Raw genomic sequence first — 18,515 nt, forward strand, 5'->3', positions numbered from 1 at the left:
CTCCGACAGTTTCTTATACTCGGGACCATGAGCCAGACGCGACCGGGCAAAAGAGAGCGGTTGGTGGCGGCCGCGGCGGAGATGGTGTACCGCCAGGGAGTCGCGCCGACGACGCTGGCGCACATCGCGGAGGCGGCCGACGTACCGCTGGGGAACGTGTACTACTACTTCAAGACGAAGGAAGACATCGTCGGCGCCGTCGTCCAGGCCCGCGCGGAGCAACTGGAAGCGACACTCGCCGAGTTGGAGGCCCGTCACCGCACGCCGAAGACGCGACTCAAGGCGCTCGTCGACATGCTCGCCGACCGGGCCGATGAGACCGCTCTCTACGGTTGTCCCTACGGCACCTTGGCCACCGAGCTCTCCAAGCGCCCCGACGGCACGAACCCCCTCGCCACCCACCTGATGGGGCTCCTCATCAACTGGGCCGAGCGCCAGTTCCAGCAATTGGTACGCCGCGATGCCCGCGACCTGGCCATCGACCTGGTCGCCGCCTACGAAGGCGCCGCCGTCCTCGCCTCCACCCTCGCCCAGCCCGACCTGATGGCCCGCCACTCCCGCCGCCTCCGCGCCTGGATCGACGCTCAACCGGGCCGTCCGACGGCTTGACCGGTTTCCGTCATGTCCGGGACTTGTCACGGTGGTCCGTGGCCGGGGTGGTGACGGATCGGATACGACAGGTGCATCAGGACGCACCAGATCGGTGCCTGGAGCAAGGATGGAGCCCCTGTGGCCTTGTCGAAACCACTTCCGACCCGGACGGCGCTGCTGCTCACCGGCGCGCTGCTGCTGTCCGCGGTGACCGTCCCGGGCCTCGCGTCCGCTGCCAAACCGCCGCCGCCCGGAGCCGCACCAGCCGCCCCGGTGCTGACCGGCCCAGCCACCGTCACGCTGCTGACCGGTGACCGCGTCACCCTGACCCCGGACAAGAACGGGACGCCGCGTGTCGACGTCCGGTCTCGCGACGGACAGAGCGGGACCAACGGGTTCTCCGTCCGCAACGACCACGGCCGGATCAGCGTCGTTCCGCATGACGTCGCGACCCTGGTGCCCGACGTACTCGATCCTGCGCTGTTCGACGTGAGCGGTCTGGTCGAGATGAAGTACGACGACGCGCACCGCGCGGACCTGCCGGTGATCGTGCGCCAGGGTGCTGGTGAACGCACGATGGCGAGCAACGGGTTCACCGCGACCCGCGAACTGGCGAGCGTGGACGCGACCGCCGGCCGGATCCAGAAGTCTCGGACGACGACGTTCGGTGCATCGCTCACCACGACCAGGGCGGCGCGGCCGGACAAGATCTGGCTCGACGCGGCCGTGCACGGCGAGTCGGCGACCGCGGTCGAGGCCGCGCCGCGGGACGGCTACCTGGACCAGATCAAGGCACCTGCCGCCTGGGACCGCGGACTCGACGGGCGTGGCGTCAAGGTCGCGATCGTGGACTCGGGGATCGATTCGGGCCACCCGGCCCTGTCCGGGAAGGTAACGGCCACCGCCGACTTCACCGGCGAGGGCACCCAGGACGACCTCGGCCACGGGACCCACGTGGCGTCGCTGGTCGCCGGGAACGGCGCGGGATCGGACGGCGCCCGGCAGGGGGTCGCGCCTGGCGTCGAACTGGTCTCCAGCAAGGTCATCAACGCCGCCAACGAGGGCACCGAGTCCGGCGTCATCGCCGGGATGGAGTGGGCGGCCGACCAGCACCCGGACGTGGTGAACCTCAGCCTCGGTGGCCGCGCGCCGCAGTTCGGCGACGACCTCATGGCCGACGCGGTCAACCGGCTGACCGAGAAGTCCGGCGCGCTGTTCGTCATTGCCGCCGGCAACAGCGGGTCCTTCCTCCCCACGCCGTTCTCGATCGAGTCGCCGGGGACCGCCGCGTCCGCGCTCACCGTCGGTGCCGTCGACGGCACCGACCACAAGGCGCAGTTCTCGAGCGAGGGTCCGACCTGGTCGTACGTGCAGAAGCCGGAGGTGTCCGCACCGGGTGTGGACATCCTGGGTGCTCGGGCCGGCGCTCGTGACGGTGACCTGTACATCGCGTACTCCGGTACGTCCATGGCGACACCGCAGGTGACCGGATCCGCGGCTCTCCTGCTCCAGCAGCACCCCGAACTGACCTGGCAGCAGGTCAAGGCGCGCTTGAGCAGCGCGGTGGACGACACCGGTACGTACACCTCGTGGTCCGGCAGCGGCCGGCTGAACCTCGCCACCGCGACCTCGAACGGCCTGTCCGCTGACGTCGGCGTCGTCGACTTCGGCGCGATCCGTCACCCCGACGACGCCCTACAGACTCGCACAGTCACGCTGACCAATCCGGGCAGCGAGCCGGTGGCGGTCACGGCCGCCGACCACGAGGTGCTGTCGGGCAACACCACGACGGCACCCGACGCGGCCGTCGTCGTCTCCCCGGCCACGCTGACGGTTCCGGCCGGCGGTACGGCGAGCCTCACCGTCACGCTGGACCCGGCCGCTGTCGCCGACGCCATGTGGCAGGGGGCGGTCGACCTGCTCGGAGCCGACGGCAAGGAACTCCTCCGCCTGGCCCTGAACGCCTACGACGAGCCGCCGGCGTACGACGTGTCGGTCGGGGTGCTCGACCGCGACGGCAAGGCCGTGTCCGGCGGGTGGGTCAACGCGTTCAACGGCAGCAACGGCGACTTCATGCAGTTCCTGCTCGACGACCAGGGCCGTAGTACCCGACGGATCTCGCCCGGTGAGTGGAGCATGTGGACCTTCGTGACCACCGGCGACACCGTCGCGATGACCGGCGGTACGGACTTCACGGTCGCGAAGGACACCGACTTCACGCTGGACGCCCGGAAGGCGGTGCGCCTGAACGTGCCCGTGGTCGACGGGCAGCCGACCAAGCCGACCGAGGGCGCGGTCACCGCCCTGCGCGGGTCGGATCCGGCGAAGTGGCAGGCGGAGGAGTTCTTCCCCACCATCGAGGAGATCGCCGCCGGGAAGGTCTATGTGCAACCCACCGGCGCGCCCAAGGAAGGCATCGTCGAAGCCGTCACTCGCTGGCAGTTGCAGTCGACGAAGAAGGTCGACCACACCGCAGCGGACCTGTACCAGGTCTACCAGAGCGCGAACCGGTTCACCGTGCCGTTGGCGAAGAACCTGGACCGCAAGGCCGTCCGCGCCATGGCTCGGGTCGACACCACGTTCGGCAGCGTCTGGGGAGGCGGTACAGCCGGCGTCGGTCGTGGGGTCGGAAGCGCGGTGACCGGCTTCGGTGGAGGAACGTGGCGGACCGTCGAGACGCCCTCCCACCGCGTGGAGATGCTGTCCGCCGGCCCGGGCGTCGAATGGTGGCAGTGTCTGGATTCACCGGCCACCGGTATCGCCGGTGTCTGTGACAATCCGGTGCGGACCTACAAGGCCGGCGAGAAGGCACGCTCGGTCTTCGGTACGGCGATGCATCCGCAGCTGAACATCGGCGAGATCTTCAACGGGGACTTCAACATCCAGGTCGGACTGGCCGACCCCGGCCACCTGGGGATTGTCGACACCGCGCTGATCGACGACGTGCGGCTCGCGCTCTATCGCAACGGCGTCAAGCTCGGCGAGCAGAAGAACACGTCGGGCTTCTTCCAGGTCCCCAGTGGTACGGCGCGCTACCGGCTCGAGCACAGCTGGAAGACGGACCACTTCTCGACCTCCACGGAGGCGAAGACCATCTGGGAGTTCACGGCCACGCCACCGGCGGAGTGGGCGAACCCGGTCCGGCCGTCGATGCTGAGGCTGGACTACGACCCGTACGTTGCGCTGGACGGCAGTGCGCCGGCCTGGCGGCCGATGGTCTTCGACCTGCGGGTCGGATCGCAGGAGCGTGCGGCGACCGCACCGGTCAAGTCGGCCCGGCTGTGGATCTCGTCGGACCGCGGTAAGCGCTGGACGCCGGCGCCGTTGGTCCGTACCAAGGACGGCTACCGGACGATCGTCGCCCCGTGGTCGCTGCTGCCCGGGCACACGTTGTCCGTCCGGGCCGCGATCACGGACAAGGCCGGCAACTCGGTCGACCAGACCGTGCTCGATCTGGTACCCGTGCGCTGACCGACGGACTCGAAGGCCCGGGCGCGCGACCCCGGGCCTTCGAGCCCGTCACGCAGTACGACCGTCCCGCAGTACGGGCGTCGCGCAGTACGGGCGTCACGCTGTCCGGGTGTCGCGCCGTACGGGCGTCACGCTGTCCGGGCGTCACGCTGTCCGGGTGTCGCGGCCGACGATGATGCCGATCACGATCTGTACGGCGGCCAGGGCCGCGAACAGGGTGAGCGTCGCGTCCCAGTTGCCGGTGAGTTCGGTGAGGGAGCCGGCGATGACGGGGCCGGTGGCCGCGAGGAGATAGCCGACGGCCTGCGCCATACCGGACAACTGGGTCGCCTCGTGGTGGCTGCGGCCGCGGATGCTGATGAGGGTGAGCGCGGCGACGAGGGCGGCGCCCTGGCCAAGCCCGGCGATGACGACCCAGAGGACGACCAGACCTGGCGCGAGCAGGATTCCGAGCAGGGCAACGAGGATCGGAACGCTGGCGGTGATCGTGCCGGCTCGTTGATCTGTCGGATGCTTCAGCAGCCGGGGAATCGTCAGGCCGCCGACGAGGCCGAAGCACTGGAACAGAAACAGATGTACGCCGGCGGTCCGCTCAGAGACGCCGGTCGAGATCTCGATGGTGGGCAACCAGTTGACGAGAAGGTAGAAGCTCGTCGACTGCAGGCCCATGAACGCCGTGATCAGCCAGGCCATCGGCTGCCGCCAGACGCTGACCGGGGGAGCGCCGTCGTCGGGGTCCGGTGGCGGCATCGGCACTGACGCGGACTGCCTCGGCAGCCAGATCACCGCGACGATCGCGGCAAGACCTCCCCAGATCGCCAGCGCGAGCCGCCAGTCGGCCGCGTCCGCGATCGGCACTGCCGTCACCGAAGCAATCGCGGCGCCGCCGGTGATGAAAGCCGTGTATACCCCGGTCGCGCGGGACACGTTGCCCGCGTAGTCACGCTTGAGGATGACGGGGACCAGGACGTTGCCAACCGCAATCGCTGCACCGACCACGATCGTGCCGAGCCACAGTCCGGGCAGGCCGGTGTAGGACCGGGCGACGCTGGCGACGGCGAGGACGAGCAGCGAGACGAACACGGCCCGCTCCATCCCGTGGCGCCGCGACAGCCGATGGATGAGAGGCGAGGCCAGCCCGAAGGCGATCAGCGGCAGCGTGCCGAGCAGGCCGAGCGCTCCCTCCCCGAGTTGCTCGTCGGCACCGATCTGCGGCAGCACCGGGCCGAGCGCGGTCAGCGCCGGTCGCAGGCACAGAGCCACCAGGAAGACGGTCGCGGTCAGCAGGGCGGCCCGTCGTCCGGACGGGGGCTCGGCCGGCGGTTTCAACACATCCTCACCCCTGACTAGATGTCCTACATTTACACTGTAACCTGGGTGGAGAACGGAGGTCGTCGCGGTGTCATTGAGTGGACCGGTGCGTCAGGTGCCGCTGGTGCTGCAGGTCTCGGAGCAGTTCCGGGGGCTGATCGAGTCCGGCACGTGGCCGGTGGGGAGCCGGATTCCCGGCGAGAACCAGCTCGCCGGCGACCTGGGAGTCAGCCGGGGAACTGTCCGCGAGGCGTTGCGGTCGTTGAGTCTGACCGGTCTGTTGGAGCCGCGGGTCGGCGACGGCACGTATGTCCGCGCGACGAATGAGATCAGTGGTGTTCTTGTCCGCGACGAGGCGTCGCTGACGCATGTCCTCGATGCGCGGGCCGGCATCGAGGCCGCGGCCGCGCGGCTGGCTGCCCAGCAGTCCGATGGAGTCGACGGGCTGGACGCGGCACTCGAGGCGCGCAGCGGCGCGCACGAAGCCGGCGATCTGGCTGGCTACGTTGCTGCGGATGCCAGCTTTCATCGAGGTGTGGTCGAGGCCAGCGGCAATCCGCTCCTGCTCCGTCTGTACGACGCTCTTGCAGAGGTGCTGACCGATTCGATCCATCAGACCGCCACGATTCCCGAGAACACCAAGGTCCGCGATGCGCACTATTCGTTGCTGGCGGCGATCCGCGACGGCGATCCGGAGGCTGCTGCCAAGACGTCGTACGCGCTGATCGAATCGGTCAAGCAATCTGCTGGGTGATGGCGGACGGCCACAGCGCACCGGCGGTCGTGTGGAAACGGACCGACCGACCAGTGGCGAAGTCGTTGCCCGGGGCATCGCTAGGGTCCCACTCCAGAGTTGCTCTCCCGGTGAGTTGCAGTACGTTGCCGCTGTCGAAGTCGATGAACAGCAGGGCAGCCGTCGGATCGACGGCGAGGTTCCCCATGCTGTTGAACATGTTGTTGCCCGCGTAGTCGGGCCAGATCACGTCCGCACCGTCGACCTGGACGAATCCGGGGGAGCCGCCCTTGTGCGAGGCGTCCGCTCCGCGGTCGGGATGCTCCGTCCCCAGGAAGAATGTGTCCGCGGTCGTGATGATCCGGCGCGCCTCGTCCGTCAGTTCGCCGCCCGCTGTCAGCCCTGAGTGCGCTGGGCTCGCCGGACGCGCGGGCCCTGACGTGATCTGTCGCGGCTGGATGTACGACGGGCAGTTGCCGAACGCCTCGCGGACATCGAGGGTGAGACCGTTCTCGGCGACGTCGGTGATCCAGCCGTTGACTCTGACGCGCCGGCGGCGCTCGAGATCGATCGCCAGTACGCCGGCTGCCTGGTCCGGCGCAAGGTTGTGCAACGCGTCCGCCCGCGCGGGCTTGGTCTTCACCAGCAACAGTTGGCCATGACCCGCGAGAAACCCTGGCTGGCCGACCAACGGGGAGGCCCACAGCCGGTGCTGCTCGTCGCGCGCGACGAGGACCGCGAAGGACTGCAACCCCAAGATCGCGGCCCGGCCGCCCGTCAGCGACACCGGTGCGAGCATGCCTTCCAGACGCGATGCCGCGTCCCGCAGTCCCGCCCGCGTTTGTACCGCGAGTTCGCCCTCGTGGAATCCGGTGGTCTGGCTGGCCGCGGAGCCTCGGGCCCCGGCGATGCTCGGTGTGTTCGGTGCGGCGGTCATCGTGCGTCTCCGGATCCCCGGTGGGTCTTGTGGTAGTGCCGCGCCGCGCGGGCGCGGTTCCCGCAGCCGGCGCTCGAGCACCAGATCCGGCGCTTGTTCTCCGCCAGGAACAGCATCGAGCACGACGACGACGCGCACCGCCGCAGCGTCGCCAGCCGATCGGGATCCGACAGCAGCTCGATCGCCTCTTGGGCGAGTGCGGCGAGGATCGCGTTCCCGCCGAGCTCGGTGTGCCAGCGGGTCTCGGCCACCGGTCCGTCAGGCCCCAGCTTGAGCTGCGTGCTCGTCGGGACCGCCGCGGCGTACGCGTTGACGTCGGCTACCGAGGTCGCCTGCGGCGCGCGGCCTTCGAGGTGAGCGTCGAAGAGGTCACGCATCGCGGACCGAAGACGCAGCACCGCGGCCTCGGGTGGGCGGGGGCCGGCCGGAAGCCGGTCCGATTGCAGGTCCCACCAGGCGTCGGGCCGCTCCGAGAGCAGGTCGCGTGGCGGGTCGACGACCAGGATCGCCGTATCCACGAGATCCAGCGCCGCGAGCGGCTCCCCACCCATCGGGAACCCGGCATCCTGCATCGCATCGATCGTCGGCATAACGGACATGCTGTGAGTCTAAGCATTAGGGATCCAGATCACAAGCGCTCAACCTAACTAATATTCTGATCGCCAGACGTTAGGACCACGCGAGTGCCGGCCAACGCGTCGTACGGCGAGACGCGGGCGAACAACCCTGCGATCCAGACGAGGACGACGGCGTACAGGACGATGCTCACGACGATCAGCCAAGCGCCGGGGTCCGCCTCGGTCGCGAATCCGTAGGCGACCGTGTGCCCGAGCTCCCAGGGCACAGTCACCTTCAGAGCGTTCCGGGCCAGCGCCCGCCGGAACGACACCTGCCGGCCGGTCCGAGCCGACACCACCATCAGCCCGCGCAGCCGCTTGCCGGGTGTAGCTCCACGCGCCGACTCTCGCCAGGCCAGCCACAGCGTGGCGGGCAGAACCAGCAGCAGAAACGACCCGAGGTTGAGCGCCCAGACCGGCAACTCGAGTCCATGCACGACCAACCCGATCGGAACCAGCATTACCGCCAGCACCAGGATGCACAGCCAGTCGACCACCCACGCCGTGATCCGCAGCCAGGCCAGCCGCCGCCTCGTCACCATGGCGCACTAACCGCCGTCGGCCACCGCGGCGTCACTCTTCGATTGGTTTGCGGCGGGACCGCAGGACCTGGGCGAACGTGAGGAGGCCGGTGGCGAAGGTGACCAGGATGAGCAGGGCCACGCGGTCGGTGCGGACTTGCTGGCAGTCGGCGAGGATCGTCTGCCGCGCCTCGTCCTCCGTCTTCTGCTGAGACTCCGCGGGCTCGTCCGACCCGCGAACCTTGTCCATGAACGCCGAGAGCGCGTCCGACTCGTCCTCACTGAGCGGCTCGTCCAGGTCCTGCGTTTCGGAGCTGAGCCGGCCCAGCGCCGGGCACTTGACGCTGATCGGGTCGCCGTTGTCGAACCCGTAGTACTTCACATCGGCGGAATTGAAGAACAAGAACAGCATCCACACAGCACCGAGCAAAGCCAGCCCCCCAGCCCACTTGCCCTTCATCCCACGCATCCCTTCCGTCGCGACCCCCCACATCCTGCCCGCCGAAGGGTCGACCACCCGGAGGTCTTGCGATGCTGCGGATCGTTGGGGAGCAGGAGAGAAGTCCCGGCCCGATCAGTAAAATATTACATGCTACTGTGCTGTGGCAGATGCCACCGGGTGGTTGGGAGCTGGGATGCGAGTCAGCGTGACGGACTACCACACGGCCGGCGAGCCGTTCCGGATCGTGACTGGCGGACTTCCCGACATACCGGGACAGACGATTCTGGAACGGCGGTCGTACGCGCAGACGTCGCCTGAGGTCGACGCCGTACGGCAACTTCTGGTGAACGAGCCGCGGGGACATGCCGACATGTACGGCGGCTTCCTGGTGCCGCCCGATGACGACGGCGCCGATCTCGGCGTCCTGTTCTGGCACAAGGACGGCTACTCGACGGCGTGCGGTCACGGCACCATCGCGCTCGGCGCCTGGGCTGTCCGGACCGGGCAGATCCCAGCTACGCCGGACGGCGACACCGAGGTGGTGATCGACGTACCGTCGGGCCGCGTCCTGGCCCGGGTCACCTGTGTGGGTGGAGAAGTCGAACGGGTCTCGTTCCGCAACATCCCGGCGTACGTCGTTGCCCGGGGCATCGAAGTCACGATCGGGCGCGGCACGGTCCGGGCGGACATCAGCTACGGCGGCGCCCTCTACGCATCCGTCGACGCGTCCTCGGTCGGCCTCGAGGTGACGCCGAAGAACAGCACGGACCTGATCTCCGTCGGGCGCGAGGTCAAGTGGGCGCTGAACGACACCCAGTGGGCGCGGCACCCGACCGACAGCCGCCTCGACGGCATCTACGGCACCATCCTGTACGACGACCTCGGCGGGACCGAGGACGGTCCGCACCAGCGCAACGTCACCATCTTCGCGGACGGCGAACTCGACCGGTCACCTTGTGGTTCCGGGACATCCGCACGCGTCGCATTGCTGGCCGAGGACGGCCGGCTGCCGATCGGCCGCACCCTCAAGCACGACTCGATCGTGGGTACGACGTTCCTCGGCCGGGTCGTCGAGCACGTCGAGGCCGACGGTCATCAGGCCGTGGTCACCGAGGTCACCGGCGCCGCGTACGAGACCGGCCAGGCCATCTTCACGCTGGATCCGCGCGATCCGCTCGGATCGGGTTTCGTGCTGCGATGACCGTCCAAGGCAACGTCATGGCCGACCAGATCGGCATCCCGCACCTCGGCGGCGGTCCGAACCTCCGCCAGCAGATCGGCGACGTACTGCGAGCCTCCGTGATCGCCGGGCGGATGCAGAAAGGCGTCGTGTACTCCGCTCCGACTCTCGCCCAGCAGTTCGGAGTCTCACCGACACCGGTCCGCGAGGCCATGCTCGACCTCGCGGCCGAAGGACTGGTCGAAGCCGTTCGAAACAAGGGATTCCGGGTCGTCGAACTGTCCGACAAGCAACTCGACGACATCACCGGAGTCCGGCTGCTGCTCGAGGTTCCGACAGTCGCCGGGCTGGCGACCAACGTCACCGACGAGACGCGGCGCCAACTCGAGGCGCTCTATCCCGCGGCGCGGCAACTCGTCGAACTGACCAGGCAGCGGGACCTGGTCGGCTTCGTCGGTCTCGACCGCCACTTCCATCTGTCGCTGCTCGAACTCGCGGCGAATCAGACCCTGGTCGAGATCGTCGGCAATCTGCGCGCCCGCAGTCGGCTCACCGGGATGGCGGACATCGATCACGAACTCCTGATCGCCTCGGCGGAGGAGCACGTCGAGATCCTCGATCGCCTCCTCGCCGGGGATGAGGCCGGGGTGACGACCGTGATGAGCCGGCACATCAAGCATGTCCGTGGAGCGTGGGCCGGTCGTCCGGACCGCGAGCAGGAGAAGGGATGACGAACCTGATGGACAGTCTCGCGATCGTTGGCGGCGGCAACATTGGTGCGGCACTGCTGTCCGGGTTGCTCGAGGGGGACGTCGTACTGCACGATCCGGCGCGGATCGCGGTGGTCGAGCAGTCGCCGGACCGGGCGCAGTACCTGCGGGAGCGCTTCGGTATCTCGACGCCTGGTCTCGCCGAGGCGGTGCGGGGAGCCGACACCGTGCTGCTGATGGTGAAGCCGTACCACGTCGAGGCGCTGCTCCCTCAGTTGATCGAGCACGTGACTGCCGAGCAGTTGGTCATCTCGGTGGTCGGTGGGATCAGTACGGCGCAGATCGAACGCGGGCTGGTGCCGAAGACGCCGGTGGTACGGGCGATGCCGAACACGGCGGCGTCCGTGGGGGAAGGGATGACGGCGATCTGCGCCGGATCGTTCGCCAGTGACGTGCATCTGGAACGCGCCGGTGCGCTGCTGCGATCGGTGGGCAAGGTCGTCGAGGTTCCGGAGACGCAGATGAACGCGATCACCGCGTTCTCCGGCAGTGGTCCGGCGTTCTTCTTCTACTTCGCCGAGGCCTTGATCGACTCCGGTGTGCTGCTCGGTTTGAGCCGGGAGTTGTCGGAGGAGATGGTGATCCAGACCGCTGTTGGCGCGGCCGTCATGCTGCGCGACTCAGGCATGGACCCGGTCCGCCTCCGTGCCGCTGTGAGTAGTCCAGGCGGCACCACCATCACCGCCATCCGCGAACTCGAGAAGGCAGGAGTCCGTGGCGCAGTCATGACCGCCACCGAGGCCGGCCGAGACCGCACCATCGAGATCGGCGAGCAGGCCGACGACCACTGAAGGACCGCGTTAGCCCTGTCACACCACCTCTGACTTGACGATTCGATAGTCAGCTTCTAAGGTCAGAAACATATTCTGGATATAAAACATCCAGAACATTCACGGATGGGAGTTGAAGCGATGAGGATCTTTCTTGCCGGGGCGTCGGGTGTGATCGGGCGGGCGCTGATTCCGCGGCTGGTGGCGGACGGCCATGTGGTCGCAGGGATGACGCGGTCGGTCGCGAAGACCGAACTGGTGAAGGGTCTCGGGGCCGAGCCGATCCTGTGCGATGTGTTCGACCGCGACGCGCTGATCCAGGCGGTGGGCGACTTCAAGCCGGACGTGATCCTGAACGAGCTGACCGACCTGCCGGACGACGCGACGCGGATCGGGGCGCACGCGGATCTGAACGCTCGCATCCGGACCGAGGGCAACCAGAATCTGATCGAGGCCGCGCGGCGGGCCGGGTCGCCGAAGATCCTGGCCCAGACCGTCGCCTGGCAGCTACCTGACGGCCCCGATGCCCTGGCGGTCGCCGAGTTGCAGCGAGCCGTACTTGCCGAGGGTGGCGTCGTACTGAGCTATGGGCAGTTCTACGGGCCGGGCACGTACAACGAGAAGCAGTTGCCCGCGGAGCCGCGGGTCCACATCGACCGGGCCGCGGAGCGCACGGTGCAAGCGCTGCGCGAGCCGAGCGGTGTCGTCGTCATCACCGACTGATCGTCAGCTGTCCCGCGAGTCGGCCCAGTCGCCGTTCGCGACGATCGCGAGGTCCTCGAGCTCGAGGTTCTTGCCGGACGCGGTCCGCGCTCCGATGATCACCGGCTCGCCGGTACCTCGCTCGACCAGGCTCAGCGGCCCGCCTTCCTCGTCCTGCACGTACTTGTTGCCCCACTGCATCAGTGCGAAGACCGCGGGCAACAGCTCCCGGCCCTTGTCCGTCAGCAGGTACTCGGAGCGGGTCCGCTGGCCCGGCTCGCGGTACGGCCGCTTGCTGAACAGGCCGATCTCGGTCAGATCCCTGAGCCTGGCCGCCACGATCGCGTCGGTCAGCCGCGTACGCCGGGTGAAGTCGTCGAACCTCGTGGTGCCGTAGAACGCCTCGCGCAGGATCACCATCGACGACCGGGTGCCGATCAGATCCATCGTCATCGCGATCGAGCAGTTCTCGAGTGTCCAGGTGCTCCGATCGGCCAGCACCCCTTCGAACGTGATCGCCATACCTCGTCCTTTACAAGGAGTTTCCGATGTCATCCTCTCACGTGGTGGCCGAGCGGCCTGTTGTCCGCCGGCGGCCGACCATCCCTGCCGGCCTCGCGATGGCGGGCGCGGCGATCACCTTCACCGCGCTGTATCTCGCGGCCGGGGCGCTGACCCCGTTGCTCGTGTTCTACAAGGAGCAGTGGGATTTCGCGCCGTCCTTGCTGGCGCTGGCGTTCGCGGTCTATGCGGTCGGCTTCCTGGCCGCCGTACTCACCGTTGGTTCGCTCTCTGACCACATCGGCCGGCGTCCGGTGCTGATCGGTGCCCTGGTCATCCAGATCGCGTCGAACCTCACCTTTCTCGCCGCTTCGGGTGTGGGCTGGGTGATCGCCGGCCGGATCATCCAAGGCGTCGCCAGTGGTGCGGCAACGGCCGCCTTCACCGCAGCGCTGGTGGAGCTCGCGGCGCCGAACCGCAAACGGCTGGGCACGATCTTGGGCAGTGTCGGACTGACCGGAGGTCTGGGCTTCGGCTCCCTGTTGGCCGGCCTCGCGATCCAGCTCACGCCGGCGGCGAACTCGGTCATCTTCGTCGTCCTGACCATCGTGACGATCCTCGGAACGGTCCTGGTGGTCCTGTCGCCCGAGACCGCCACCCGGGTCCCTGGGGCGTTGCATTCGTTGGTCCCACGCATCGCCTTTCCGCCGGCGACCCGCCGGGAGTTCGCCGCGGCCGCGCCCGTGGTCGCCGCGGTCTGGATGCTCGCCGGTCTGTCCGGCGGGCTCGCGCCGAGCATGGTGCGCAGCGTCTTTCACCTGAACAGCGGGCTTCTCAACGGCGTGGCAGGGTTCGTCGCGCCGGCGACGTCCGCCGTGGTCGGGCTGGCGTTCGCCCGCGTCGACTCGCGGCGGGCGATGACGTGGGGGATCTACACGTCGATCGCCGGGGCCATCGGCATCATCACCGGTGTCCTGGCCGGAAGCCTGGCCGTGATGATCATCGGACAAGCCATCGCAGGGATCGGTTTCGGCGCGGCGTTCACGGCCGCGCTCCAGCTCATCTTCCCGCTCGCGGCCCCACACCAGCGCGCCGGCGTCGTCGCCGCGATCTACCTGGTGTCCTACCTCGCCCTCGGTATCCCCGTGGTCATCGCCGGTCAGCTGTCCGGCCCCATCGGTGAGGTCCCCGCGGTCACGTCGTACACAGCCGTGACTGTCGTCCTCGCCTTCGTCAGCCTGATCGCCCAGCTCCGCCTCAAGCGCCGTACCCACGCCTAGGAGTGCAGCATTTCTGCAGCGTTCGGCGAGGCAGGCTGGCATCGAGCGGTCGCGTTGCCGCGGAGAGGAGGGATCATGCCCGTCGCGCCCCTGAAGGAACTCGTCGACGAGGCTCTGGCCAAGGCGGCCGCAACCGGTCCCCGCCGCACGCCCCTCACGGGGCGGCGGACTCCAGCGAGAGGCTCAGGCCGTTGGGTTCCTGGTGGATGTAGACGTCGAGGCGGGTTCCTTCGTCGATCATCACGCTGCCGCGGCCGGTGGCTTCGATGACCTGTACGGCGCCGATCTCGTCGTACACGGTCATGGCCGCGTCGACCACGTAGCTGTAGTTTCCCGGCTTCGTTGCGGTGACTCGCTGGCTCACCACGGGCTTCGCACTGGTGGCGTGCAGCGTGGCGACCCGGGTTCCTTCGAGGCTGATGACGATGACCTCTTCAAGCGCGCCTTCGGTGAGTTGGTCGGAGACGGTGAGGTTGATCGGATCAGGCTGTTCGGGCGGTGTCGTCGTCCGCGCGGGTGACGTGGTCGGCGGCACGTACGGCGCGGTCGTCACGATCGCGTCGGTCTTGGTGACATCACCGTCCTGACCGGGAAGTCCGGTCTTCGCGAGGATCGGGATCAGGGCGGCGAGCAGCCCGATCAGGGCCGTCAGAGTCTGGCCCAACGTGCCGATGCGGGTCCACCAGTTCTCCTGGCGCGGTGGGCCGGGATTTCCGTTCGGTGTGGTCATTTCTCCTCCCTACGCAGTGCGTTCTGAGGTCAGAGAATCGGCCGGTGCGGTAAATACCTTTCGGTATCAGAATCCGGGTCCCGGGCTCTTGTCGGCATCACGTCGATCGGAAGGAGGCCGGAGATGGCTGTCGCAATCCCTTTACTCCCGGCGCGAGGCAGGAACCGCGAAAGGCGTGCAGGCTGTGGACTGCGTCGCCCACCTCGGCGAGAATGCCGAGGGGGGCGGGCGATGGACCAGCGACGGCATGCCGACAAACAGGCGCTCGTCGCTTTGGTGCGCTCCGCCGACCCGGTCGCCTGGCGGACGCTGACCGATCGCTACACCAATCTGCTGTGGCATATCGCGCGCGGAATGCGGCTGAGCCAGGAGGATGCGGCGGACGCCATCCAGACCACCTGGCTCCGGCTGATGGAGCGTGTCGACACCCTTCGGCAGCCGGAGAGCATCGGCAGCTGGCTGGCCACCACGATGCGCCATGAATGCCTGGCGGCGTTGCGGCGCCGGTCCAAAGTGGTGGTGCTGGAGATCTTCGACGAGCTGCCGGACCACACCGATCCGTTCGACGACGCGCTGCTGCGTAGAGAGCAGGATGCGGCGTTGTGGCGGGCATTCCGCTCGATGAAGCCGCGCTGCCAGACGTTGCTGCGAGTGTTGATGACCGACCCGCCGCCCAGTTACACCGAGGTCGCATCAGCGCTGGACATGCCAGTCGGGAGCATCGGCCCGACACGTAAGCGTTGTCTCGCGGCACTCCGCGAGATCATGGCGGCCGACCCGTATCCGTTCGAGTCCACGATCGCGGAGCCTGGCGGTGATCAGTGAGATGAACGCCGACCATGACGACGACGCACTGCTGGCGTGGTTGAAGCGAGTCGCAGCCGAGGCCGACCCGATGCCCGGCGACATCACCGCCGCCGCGCACGAAGCGATCGGCCTGCACGACCTCGACGGGCAATTGGCCGAGCTGATCGCAGACTCCGCGGGCTTGACCCCGGAGTACGACGCGGTACGGCGTACCGAGGTCGCGGACCGCCTGCTGTCGTTCGAAGGTGGTGGTGTCCGGGTCGAGTTGGAGATCGTGCCGGATGACGGTGAGCTGACAGTCATTGGGCAGGTCATCGGTGCCTCGCCGGAGGGCTGCGAGCTCGAGTACGGCGATGGCCGCCGCGAGACCTTGCCGCTGGATGACCTCGGACGATTCCTGGTCGATCGGAGGCGGAGCGGACCGGTGCGGATCCGGTGCCGATCGGTCGACGGCAGCCCGGTGATCACCTCCTGGGTCAACCTGTGACCCCGTCAGCGGCCGAGAGCCACGAAAGACAGGGCAGTCGCGACCTCGATCGGGTCGTCGCCGACGCCGGCGCGGGCCTTCTGGAGGGCGACGCCGAAGGAATCTCCCGCGCGCAGGTGCTGGTGGAAGTCGACCATCAACCCAGCGGTGGCGGTGTCGTTGACCGGTACGACGCTGGCCAGCAGGCTCGCCGTACCGAGTGGGACCAGCGCGGACACCGCGCCGAGAAGCTCGTCCGCACCGATCGGAGCGGCGACACCGGACTCGCAACTGGACAAGACCAATCGCAGCGGCGCCCGGCGGAGTCGGCCGAGGTCGTAGAGAGTCAGCGGCCCGTCGTCGAGAGCGAACGCGGAGAACAGCGGGTTGTCGCGACGCAAGCGCCCGTGGGCCGCGATGTGGGCGGTCCAGGCGCCGTCCAACGCGGCCAAGGTCTTGTCGGCAGTGGCCTGCCCGTTGGCGAGGACGTCGGCATTCGGATAGTTGCCCCTGATCTGCCGCAGTTCGTTGTCGCCGCTGCGGAGACCAGGTCCCGCGACGAGAGCGACGCGGCGTTCTCGCGGCGCGTGCCCGGCCCGCAACCACATCGACGCCGACGGCGCGACCACGACCGGCGCCGATCTCAACGCCGGCACCATCGCCCAGGGCACCGCGTGCAGAGCCGCCGGCGGGACGATCAGGACAGGTCCGTCGCCGAGCCCGGCAGCCGCCGGACCCAGCAGGACCTGTTGCAGCCGGAGACCGACCGCATCCATTCGCTCGACAGCTCCGGAGTGCGCACGGCCGTGCGCCAGCCGACGCAGCATGAACAGTGCGAGATCGAGCTCCCGTACGGCGACGTCGACCGGACCGATCGGATACATGCGAACTCTCCGGTCGACAACCGTGATCGCGTGCAGCACGCCGTCGAGCGCAGTGATCTCGACCAGGCGATGGTCTCCCAGGCTCTCGATCAACATGCCGAGGTCAGCTGCGTCATCCCGGCGACGCGGATCGGCCGACGTGCCGGATCGGTTGCTGAGCCGCCTGGTTCGGGCCCGGATGGACGACTCGAGCCGGTTCCGTTCGAGCTGGAGCCGATCGGTGTCCTCGTCCGCCCTTTGAGCGGCCTCGACGCGTCGAGCCACGTTGCGCAGTGCGGCGAGCTCGGCCGCCAGTTCGGGATCGTCGGGAGGGCGGACCGGTGGCAGCGCCAGGGCACCGGCGCGCCACTGCTCGCTCCACCGCAACAGCATCCGCGCGTCGTTCCGTCGTACGGCGTGACGCTGGGCCAGGGCGGCGAGTTCGACGCCGTACGCCGCGGCGTGGGCACGCAACTCTGGTGCGGCCAAGGAGCGTTGGTGGTCGGCCGCGGCTTCGAGACCGTGGCGACAGGCGATCAGGGTCGCGGCCGTGTCGCCACGTCCCTCGGCCCGCAGCGCGTGGGCCAGCCAGCCGGCCGCGTGCCCGAACGTCGGACCGCGATGACGGAAACGTGCCGCGAGGGCGAGATGGCGATCGGCGTCGGCCTGGCGTCCCGCGTCAGCAGCGAGGCGGCCGGCCAGAAGGTGCGCCGAGAGTGCGTCCGGGGAGCTGAACTCATCGAGCTGATCGGCGAGCCGCTGAGCCTCGGCGCAGAGCCGATCGCCACGCTGACCGGCGTCGTACTGCGCCTGGAGCGTGAGGTACGTCGTCCGCGCCAGCCAGCCCTTCCGGCCTTGCTGGCGGAACAGTCGACCGGCTTGGACAGCACGTTCCTCAGCGAGCGCCGGTCGTTCGGCCGCCTGCGCGGCTTGTGCCACGGCGAAGAGGAGCTCGGCCGTCCCGGTCCCTCCTGGATCGCGACGCAGATGGTCGCGCAGGACCTGTTCGGTCGTGGTGACGGCTTCGGTCGCGAGACCGGCGGCGAGCAGTACGGCGCAACGGTCGATCGCCAAGCTCGGCCACTCCGTCTGAAGTGCCGTGTACCGCGCCGCCGCCTCGTCGAGGAAGCCCAGCGCCGCGGGCAGGTCGCCTGCCTGGAACGCCACGTCGGCGCGGTTGTGCACGAGCATGGCCGATTCGAGTTCCTGGCCGTTGGCAGCCGACAGTTGCTCGGCCACCACGAGGTCTCGGTCGGCGTGGGCTGCCTGTCCGAGGGCGGCGTACACCAGGAATCGGTGCGTCCGTGCGCGAGCCTCCCAGACCTGGTCGTCGCCGCGATGCAGGAGCATGACGGCCTGGCGGAGGTCGGCGAGCGCTTCGTCGTACCGGCCGAGGACTCGGAGCAGGTATCCGCGTCGGGTCAAGGCCCTTCCCGCGGCGGCGCCCTTGCTGTTCGCGATCGCCTGTTCCAACAGGGCGAGCGCTTCGACGTGTTTGCCTCCCAGGCCGAGTGTGAGGCCGAGGGTTGCTTGGACGTCGGCGATGCGTTCGGGCTCGGCGGAACTCTTGGCCAGGCGCAACGCGCGGCGGAGTTCGGTGACCGCTTCGGTCTGGTGGCCGGAGTCGCGCAGGACGATCGCGCGCGCCTGACGAGCGATCGACGCGGTCCTCGGGTCCGGAGTATCCGCCAGCACCATGGCGGCCGCCGCGAGTGCTTCGGACGGGCGGGACACCGCCAGCGGCAGGAGTCGGTCGGGATCGTCGTGACGGTCACCGGCTGACATCCAAGGAGTCTAAGAAACCTACTGCGCAATCGGGAGGG

18 protein-coding genes are annotated in these 18,515 nt (G+C 68.6%); 10 read left to right on the forward strand and 8 right to left on the reverse strand.

The window, feature by feature from the left end:
* Positions 1-27 precede the first annotated feature (27 nt).
* Together E0H73_RS30015 and E0H73_RS30020 are read left to right on the forward strand one after the other, a co-directional pair.
* On the forward strand, positions 28-609 hold the full coding sequence (locus tag E0H73_RS30015) for a TetR/AcrR family transcriptional regulator (protein ID WP_131361955.1): 582 nt from the start codon (positions 28-30) through the stop codon (positions 607-609).
* Positions 610-729: 120 nt separating this feature from the next.
* Positions 730-4,062, forward strand: coding sequence for a S8 family peptidase (locus E0H73_RS30020; RefSeq protein WP_238164372.1), 3,333 nt, complete (start codon positions 730-732; stop codon positions 4,060-4,062).
* Positions 4,063-4,206: 144 nt separating this feature from the next.
* Here E0H73_RS30020 and E0H73_RS30025 read toward each other — a convergent pair whose 3' ends face one another.
* A complete protein-coding gene (locus E0H73_RS30025; protein ID WP_131361957.1) occupies positions 4,207-5,394 on the reverse strand; it encodes a CynX/NimT family MFS transporter in 1,188 nt (395 codons plus the stop codon).
* 85 nt (positions 5,395-5,479) lie between these two features.
* On the opposite strand from E0H73_RS30025, the gene E0H73_RS30030 reads away from it, so the two are divergent.
* Positions 5,480-6,127 carry a FadR/GntR family transcriptional regulator gene (locus tag E0H73_RS30030; RefSeq protein WP_238164373.1) on the forward strand — a complete coding sequence of 216 codons (648 nt, stop codon included), beginning with the start codon at positions 5,480-5,482 and terminating at the stop codon, positions 6,125-6,127.
* On the opposite strand, the gene E0H73_RS30035 is transcribed toward E0H73_RS30030, so the two are convergent.
* Genes E0H73_RS30035 through E0H73_RS30050 form a run of 4 tightly spaced genes read right to left on the reverse strand, consistent with a single transcriptional unit; the run spans position 6,108 to position 8,641 of the window.
* On the reverse strand, positions 6,108-7,043 hold the full coding sequence (locus E0H73_RS30035) for a pyridoxamine 5'-phosphate oxidase family protein (RefSeq protein WP_131361959.1): 936 nt from the start codon (positions 7,041-7,043) through the stop codon (positions 6,108-6,110). The two genes, E0H73_RS30030 and E0H73_RS30035, sit on opposite strands and share 20 nt — an antisense overlap.
* Entirely contained in the window at positions 7,040-7,642 is a 603-nt protein-coding gene (locus E0H73_RS30040; protein WP_202867622.1) for a CGNR zinc finger domain-containing protein, read from the reverse strand. Before E0H73_RS30040 ends, E0H73_RS30035 begins: the two co-directional genes overlap by 4 nt.
* Before the next feature lie 44 nt (positions 7,643-7,686).
* Positions 7,687-8,202 carry an RDD family protein gene (locus E0H73_RS30045; protein WP_131361960.1) on the reverse strand — a complete coding sequence of 172 codons (516 nt, stop codon included), beginning with the start codon at positions 8,200-8,202 and terminating at the stop codon, positions 7,687-7,689.
* A 31-nt stretch (positions 8,203-8,233) separates the two neighbouring features.
* Positions 8,234-8,641, reverse strand: coding sequence for a hypothetical protein (locus E0H73_RS30050; RefSeq protein WP_131361961.1), 408 nt, complete (start codon positions 8,639-8,641; stop codon positions 8,234-8,236).
* A 175-nt stretch (positions 8,642-8,816) separates the two neighbouring features.
* Between E0H73_RS30050 and E0H73_RS30055 the strand changes: the two genes are divergently transcribed.
* The 4 genes from E0H73_RS30055 (at position 8,817) to E0H73_RS30070 (ending at position 12,066) form a co-directional block, all read left to right on the forward strand.
* On the forward strand, positions 8,817-9,824 hold the full coding sequence (locus E0H73_RS30055; protein ID WP_131361962.1) for a proline racemase family protein: 1,008 nt from the start codon (positions 8,817-8,819) through the stop codon (positions 9,822-9,824).
* A complete protein-coding gene (locus E0H73_RS30060) occupies positions 9,821-10,534 on the forward strand; it encodes a GntR family transcriptional regulator (RefSeq protein ID WP_238164374.1) in 714 nt (237 codons plus the stop codon). Before E0H73_RS30055 ends, E0H73_RS30060 begins: the two co-directional genes overlap by 4 nt.
* Positions 10,531-11,364, forward strand: a complete 834-nt coding sequence (gene proC / locus E0H73_RS30065; RefSeq protein WP_238164375.1) for a pyrroline-5-carboxylate reductase — start codon at positions 10,531-10,533, stop codon at positions 11,362-11,364. The genes E0H73_RS30060 and proC overlap by 4 nt, the downstream gene beginning before the upstream one ends.
* Positions 11,365-11,484: 120 nt before the next feature.
* On the forward strand, positions 11,485-12,066 hold the full coding sequence (locus E0H73_RS30070; protein WP_131361963.1) for an NAD-dependent epimerase/dehydratase family protein: 582 nt from the start codon (positions 11,485-11,487) through the stop codon (positions 12,064-12,066).
* Between the two features lie 3 nt (positions 12,067-12,069).
* Here E0H73_RS30070 and E0H73_RS30075 read toward each other — a convergent pair whose 3' ends face one another.
* Positions 12,070-12,567 (reverse strand): winged helix-turn-helix transcriptional regulator, encoded by a 498-nt coding sequence (locus E0H73_RS30075; RefSeq protein WP_131361964.1) that lies wholly within the window; start codon positions 12,565-12,567, stop codon positions 12,070-12,072.
* Between the two features lie 26 nt (positions 12,568-12,593).
* Between E0H73_RS30075 and E0H73_RS30080 the strand changes: the two genes are divergently transcribed.
* The gene (locus E0H73_RS30080; RefSeq protein ID WP_202867623.1) at positions 12,594-13,826 is read left to right on the forward strand and encodes an MFS transporter; all 1,233 of its coding nucleotides are present in this window, start codon (positions 12,594-12,596) and stop codon (positions 13,824-13,826) included.
* A 154-nt stretch (positions 13,827-13,980) separates the two neighbouring features.
* Here the strand turns inward: E0H73_RS30080 and E0H73_RS30085 are convergent, their stop codons facing one another.
* Positions 13,981-14,556 carry a hypothetical protein gene (locus tag E0H73_RS30085; protein WP_131361965.1) on the reverse strand — a complete coding sequence of 192 codons (576 nt, stop codon included), beginning with the start codon at positions 14,554-14,556 and terminating at the stop codon, positions 13,981-13,983.
* A 231-nt stretch (positions 14,557-14,787) separates the two neighbouring features.
* Between E0H73_RS30085 and E0H73_RS30090 the strand changes: the two genes are divergently transcribed.
* Positions 14,788-15,381, forward strand: coding sequence for an RNA polymerase sigma factor (locus E0H73_RS30090; protein ID WP_131361966.1), 594 nt, complete (start codon positions 14,788-14,790; stop codon positions 15,379-15,381).
* Entirely contained in the window at positions 15,371-15,850 is a 480-nt protein-coding gene (locus E0H73_RS30095; protein ID WP_131361967.1) for a hypothetical protein, read from the forward strand. Before E0H73_RS30090 ends, E0H73_RS30095 begins: the two co-directional genes overlap by 11 nt.
* A gap of 5 nt (positions 15,851-15,855) precedes the next feature.
* Here E0H73_RS30095 and E0H73_RS30100 read toward each other — a convergent pair whose 3' ends face one another.
* Complete coding sequence (locus tag E0H73_RS30100; protein WP_131361968.1) at positions 15,856-18,477, reverse strand: CHAT domain-containing protein; 2,622 nt, start codon at positions 18,475-18,477, stop codon at positions 15,856-15,858.
* Positions 18,478-18,515 lie beyond the last annotated feature (38 nt).

This window comes from Kribbella pittospori, from assembly GCF_004331465.1.
Taxonomy (GTDB): Bacteria; Actinomycetota; Actinomycetes; order Propionibacteriales; family Kribbellaceae; genus Kribbella; species Kribbella pittospori.

Coding starts and splice junctions, on each gene's coding strand:
- E0H73_RS30015 (WP_131361955.1), top strand. CDS start 28: ATGAGCCAGACGCGACCGGGCAAAAGAGAGCGGTTGGTGGCGGCCGCG.
- E0H73_RS30035 (WP_131361959.1), bottom strand. CDS start 7,043: ATGACCGCCGCACCGAACACACCGAGCATCGCCGGGGCCCGAGGCTCC.
- E0H73_RS30040 (WP_202867622.1), bottom strand. CDS start 7,642: ATGTCCGTTATGCCGACGATCGATGCGATGCAGGATGCCGGGTTCCCG.
- E0H73_RS30045 (WP_131361960.1), bottom strand. CDS start 8,202: ATGGTGACGAGGCGGCGGCTGGCCTGGCTGCGGATCACGGCGTGGGTG.
- E0H73_RS30050 (WP_131361961.1), bottom strand. CDS start 8,641: ATGAAGGGCAAGTGGGCTGGGGGGCTGGCTTTGCTCGGTGCTGTGTGG.
- E0H73_RS30055 (WP_131361962.1), top strand. CDS start 8,817: ATGCGAGTCAGCGTGACGGACTACCACACGGCCGGCGAGCCGTTCCGG.
- E0H73_RS30060 (WP_238164374.1), top strand. CDS start 9,821: ATGACCGTCCAAGGCAACGTCATGGCCGACCAGATCGGCATCCCGCAC.
- proC (WP_238164375.1), top strand. CDS start 10,531: ATGACGAACCTGATGGACAGTCTCGCGATCGTTGGCGGCGGCAACATT.
- E0H73_RS30070 (WP_131361963.1), top strand. CDS start 11,485: ATGAGGATCTTTCTTGCCGGGGCGTCGGGTGTGATCGGGCGGGCGCTG.
- E0H73_RS30075 (WP_131361964.1), bottom strand. CDS start 12,567: ATGGCGATCACGTTCGAAGGGGTGCTGGCCGATCGGAGCACCTGGACA.
- E0H73_RS30080 (WP_202867623.1), top strand. CDS start 12,594: ATGTCATCCTCTCACGTGGTGGCCGAGCGGCCTGTTGTCCGCCGGCGG.
- E0H73_RS30085 (WP_131361965.1), bottom strand. CDS start 14,556: ATGACCACACCGAACGGAAATCCCGGCCCACCGCGCCAGGAGAACTGG.
- E0H73_RS30090 (WP_131361966.1), top strand. CDS start 14,788: ATGGACCAGCGACGGCATGCCGACAAACAGGCGCTCGTCGCTTTGGTG.
- E0H73_RS30100 (WP_131361968.1), bottom strand. CDS start 18,477: ATGTCAGCCGGTGACCGTCACGACGATCCCGACCGACTCCTGCCGCTG.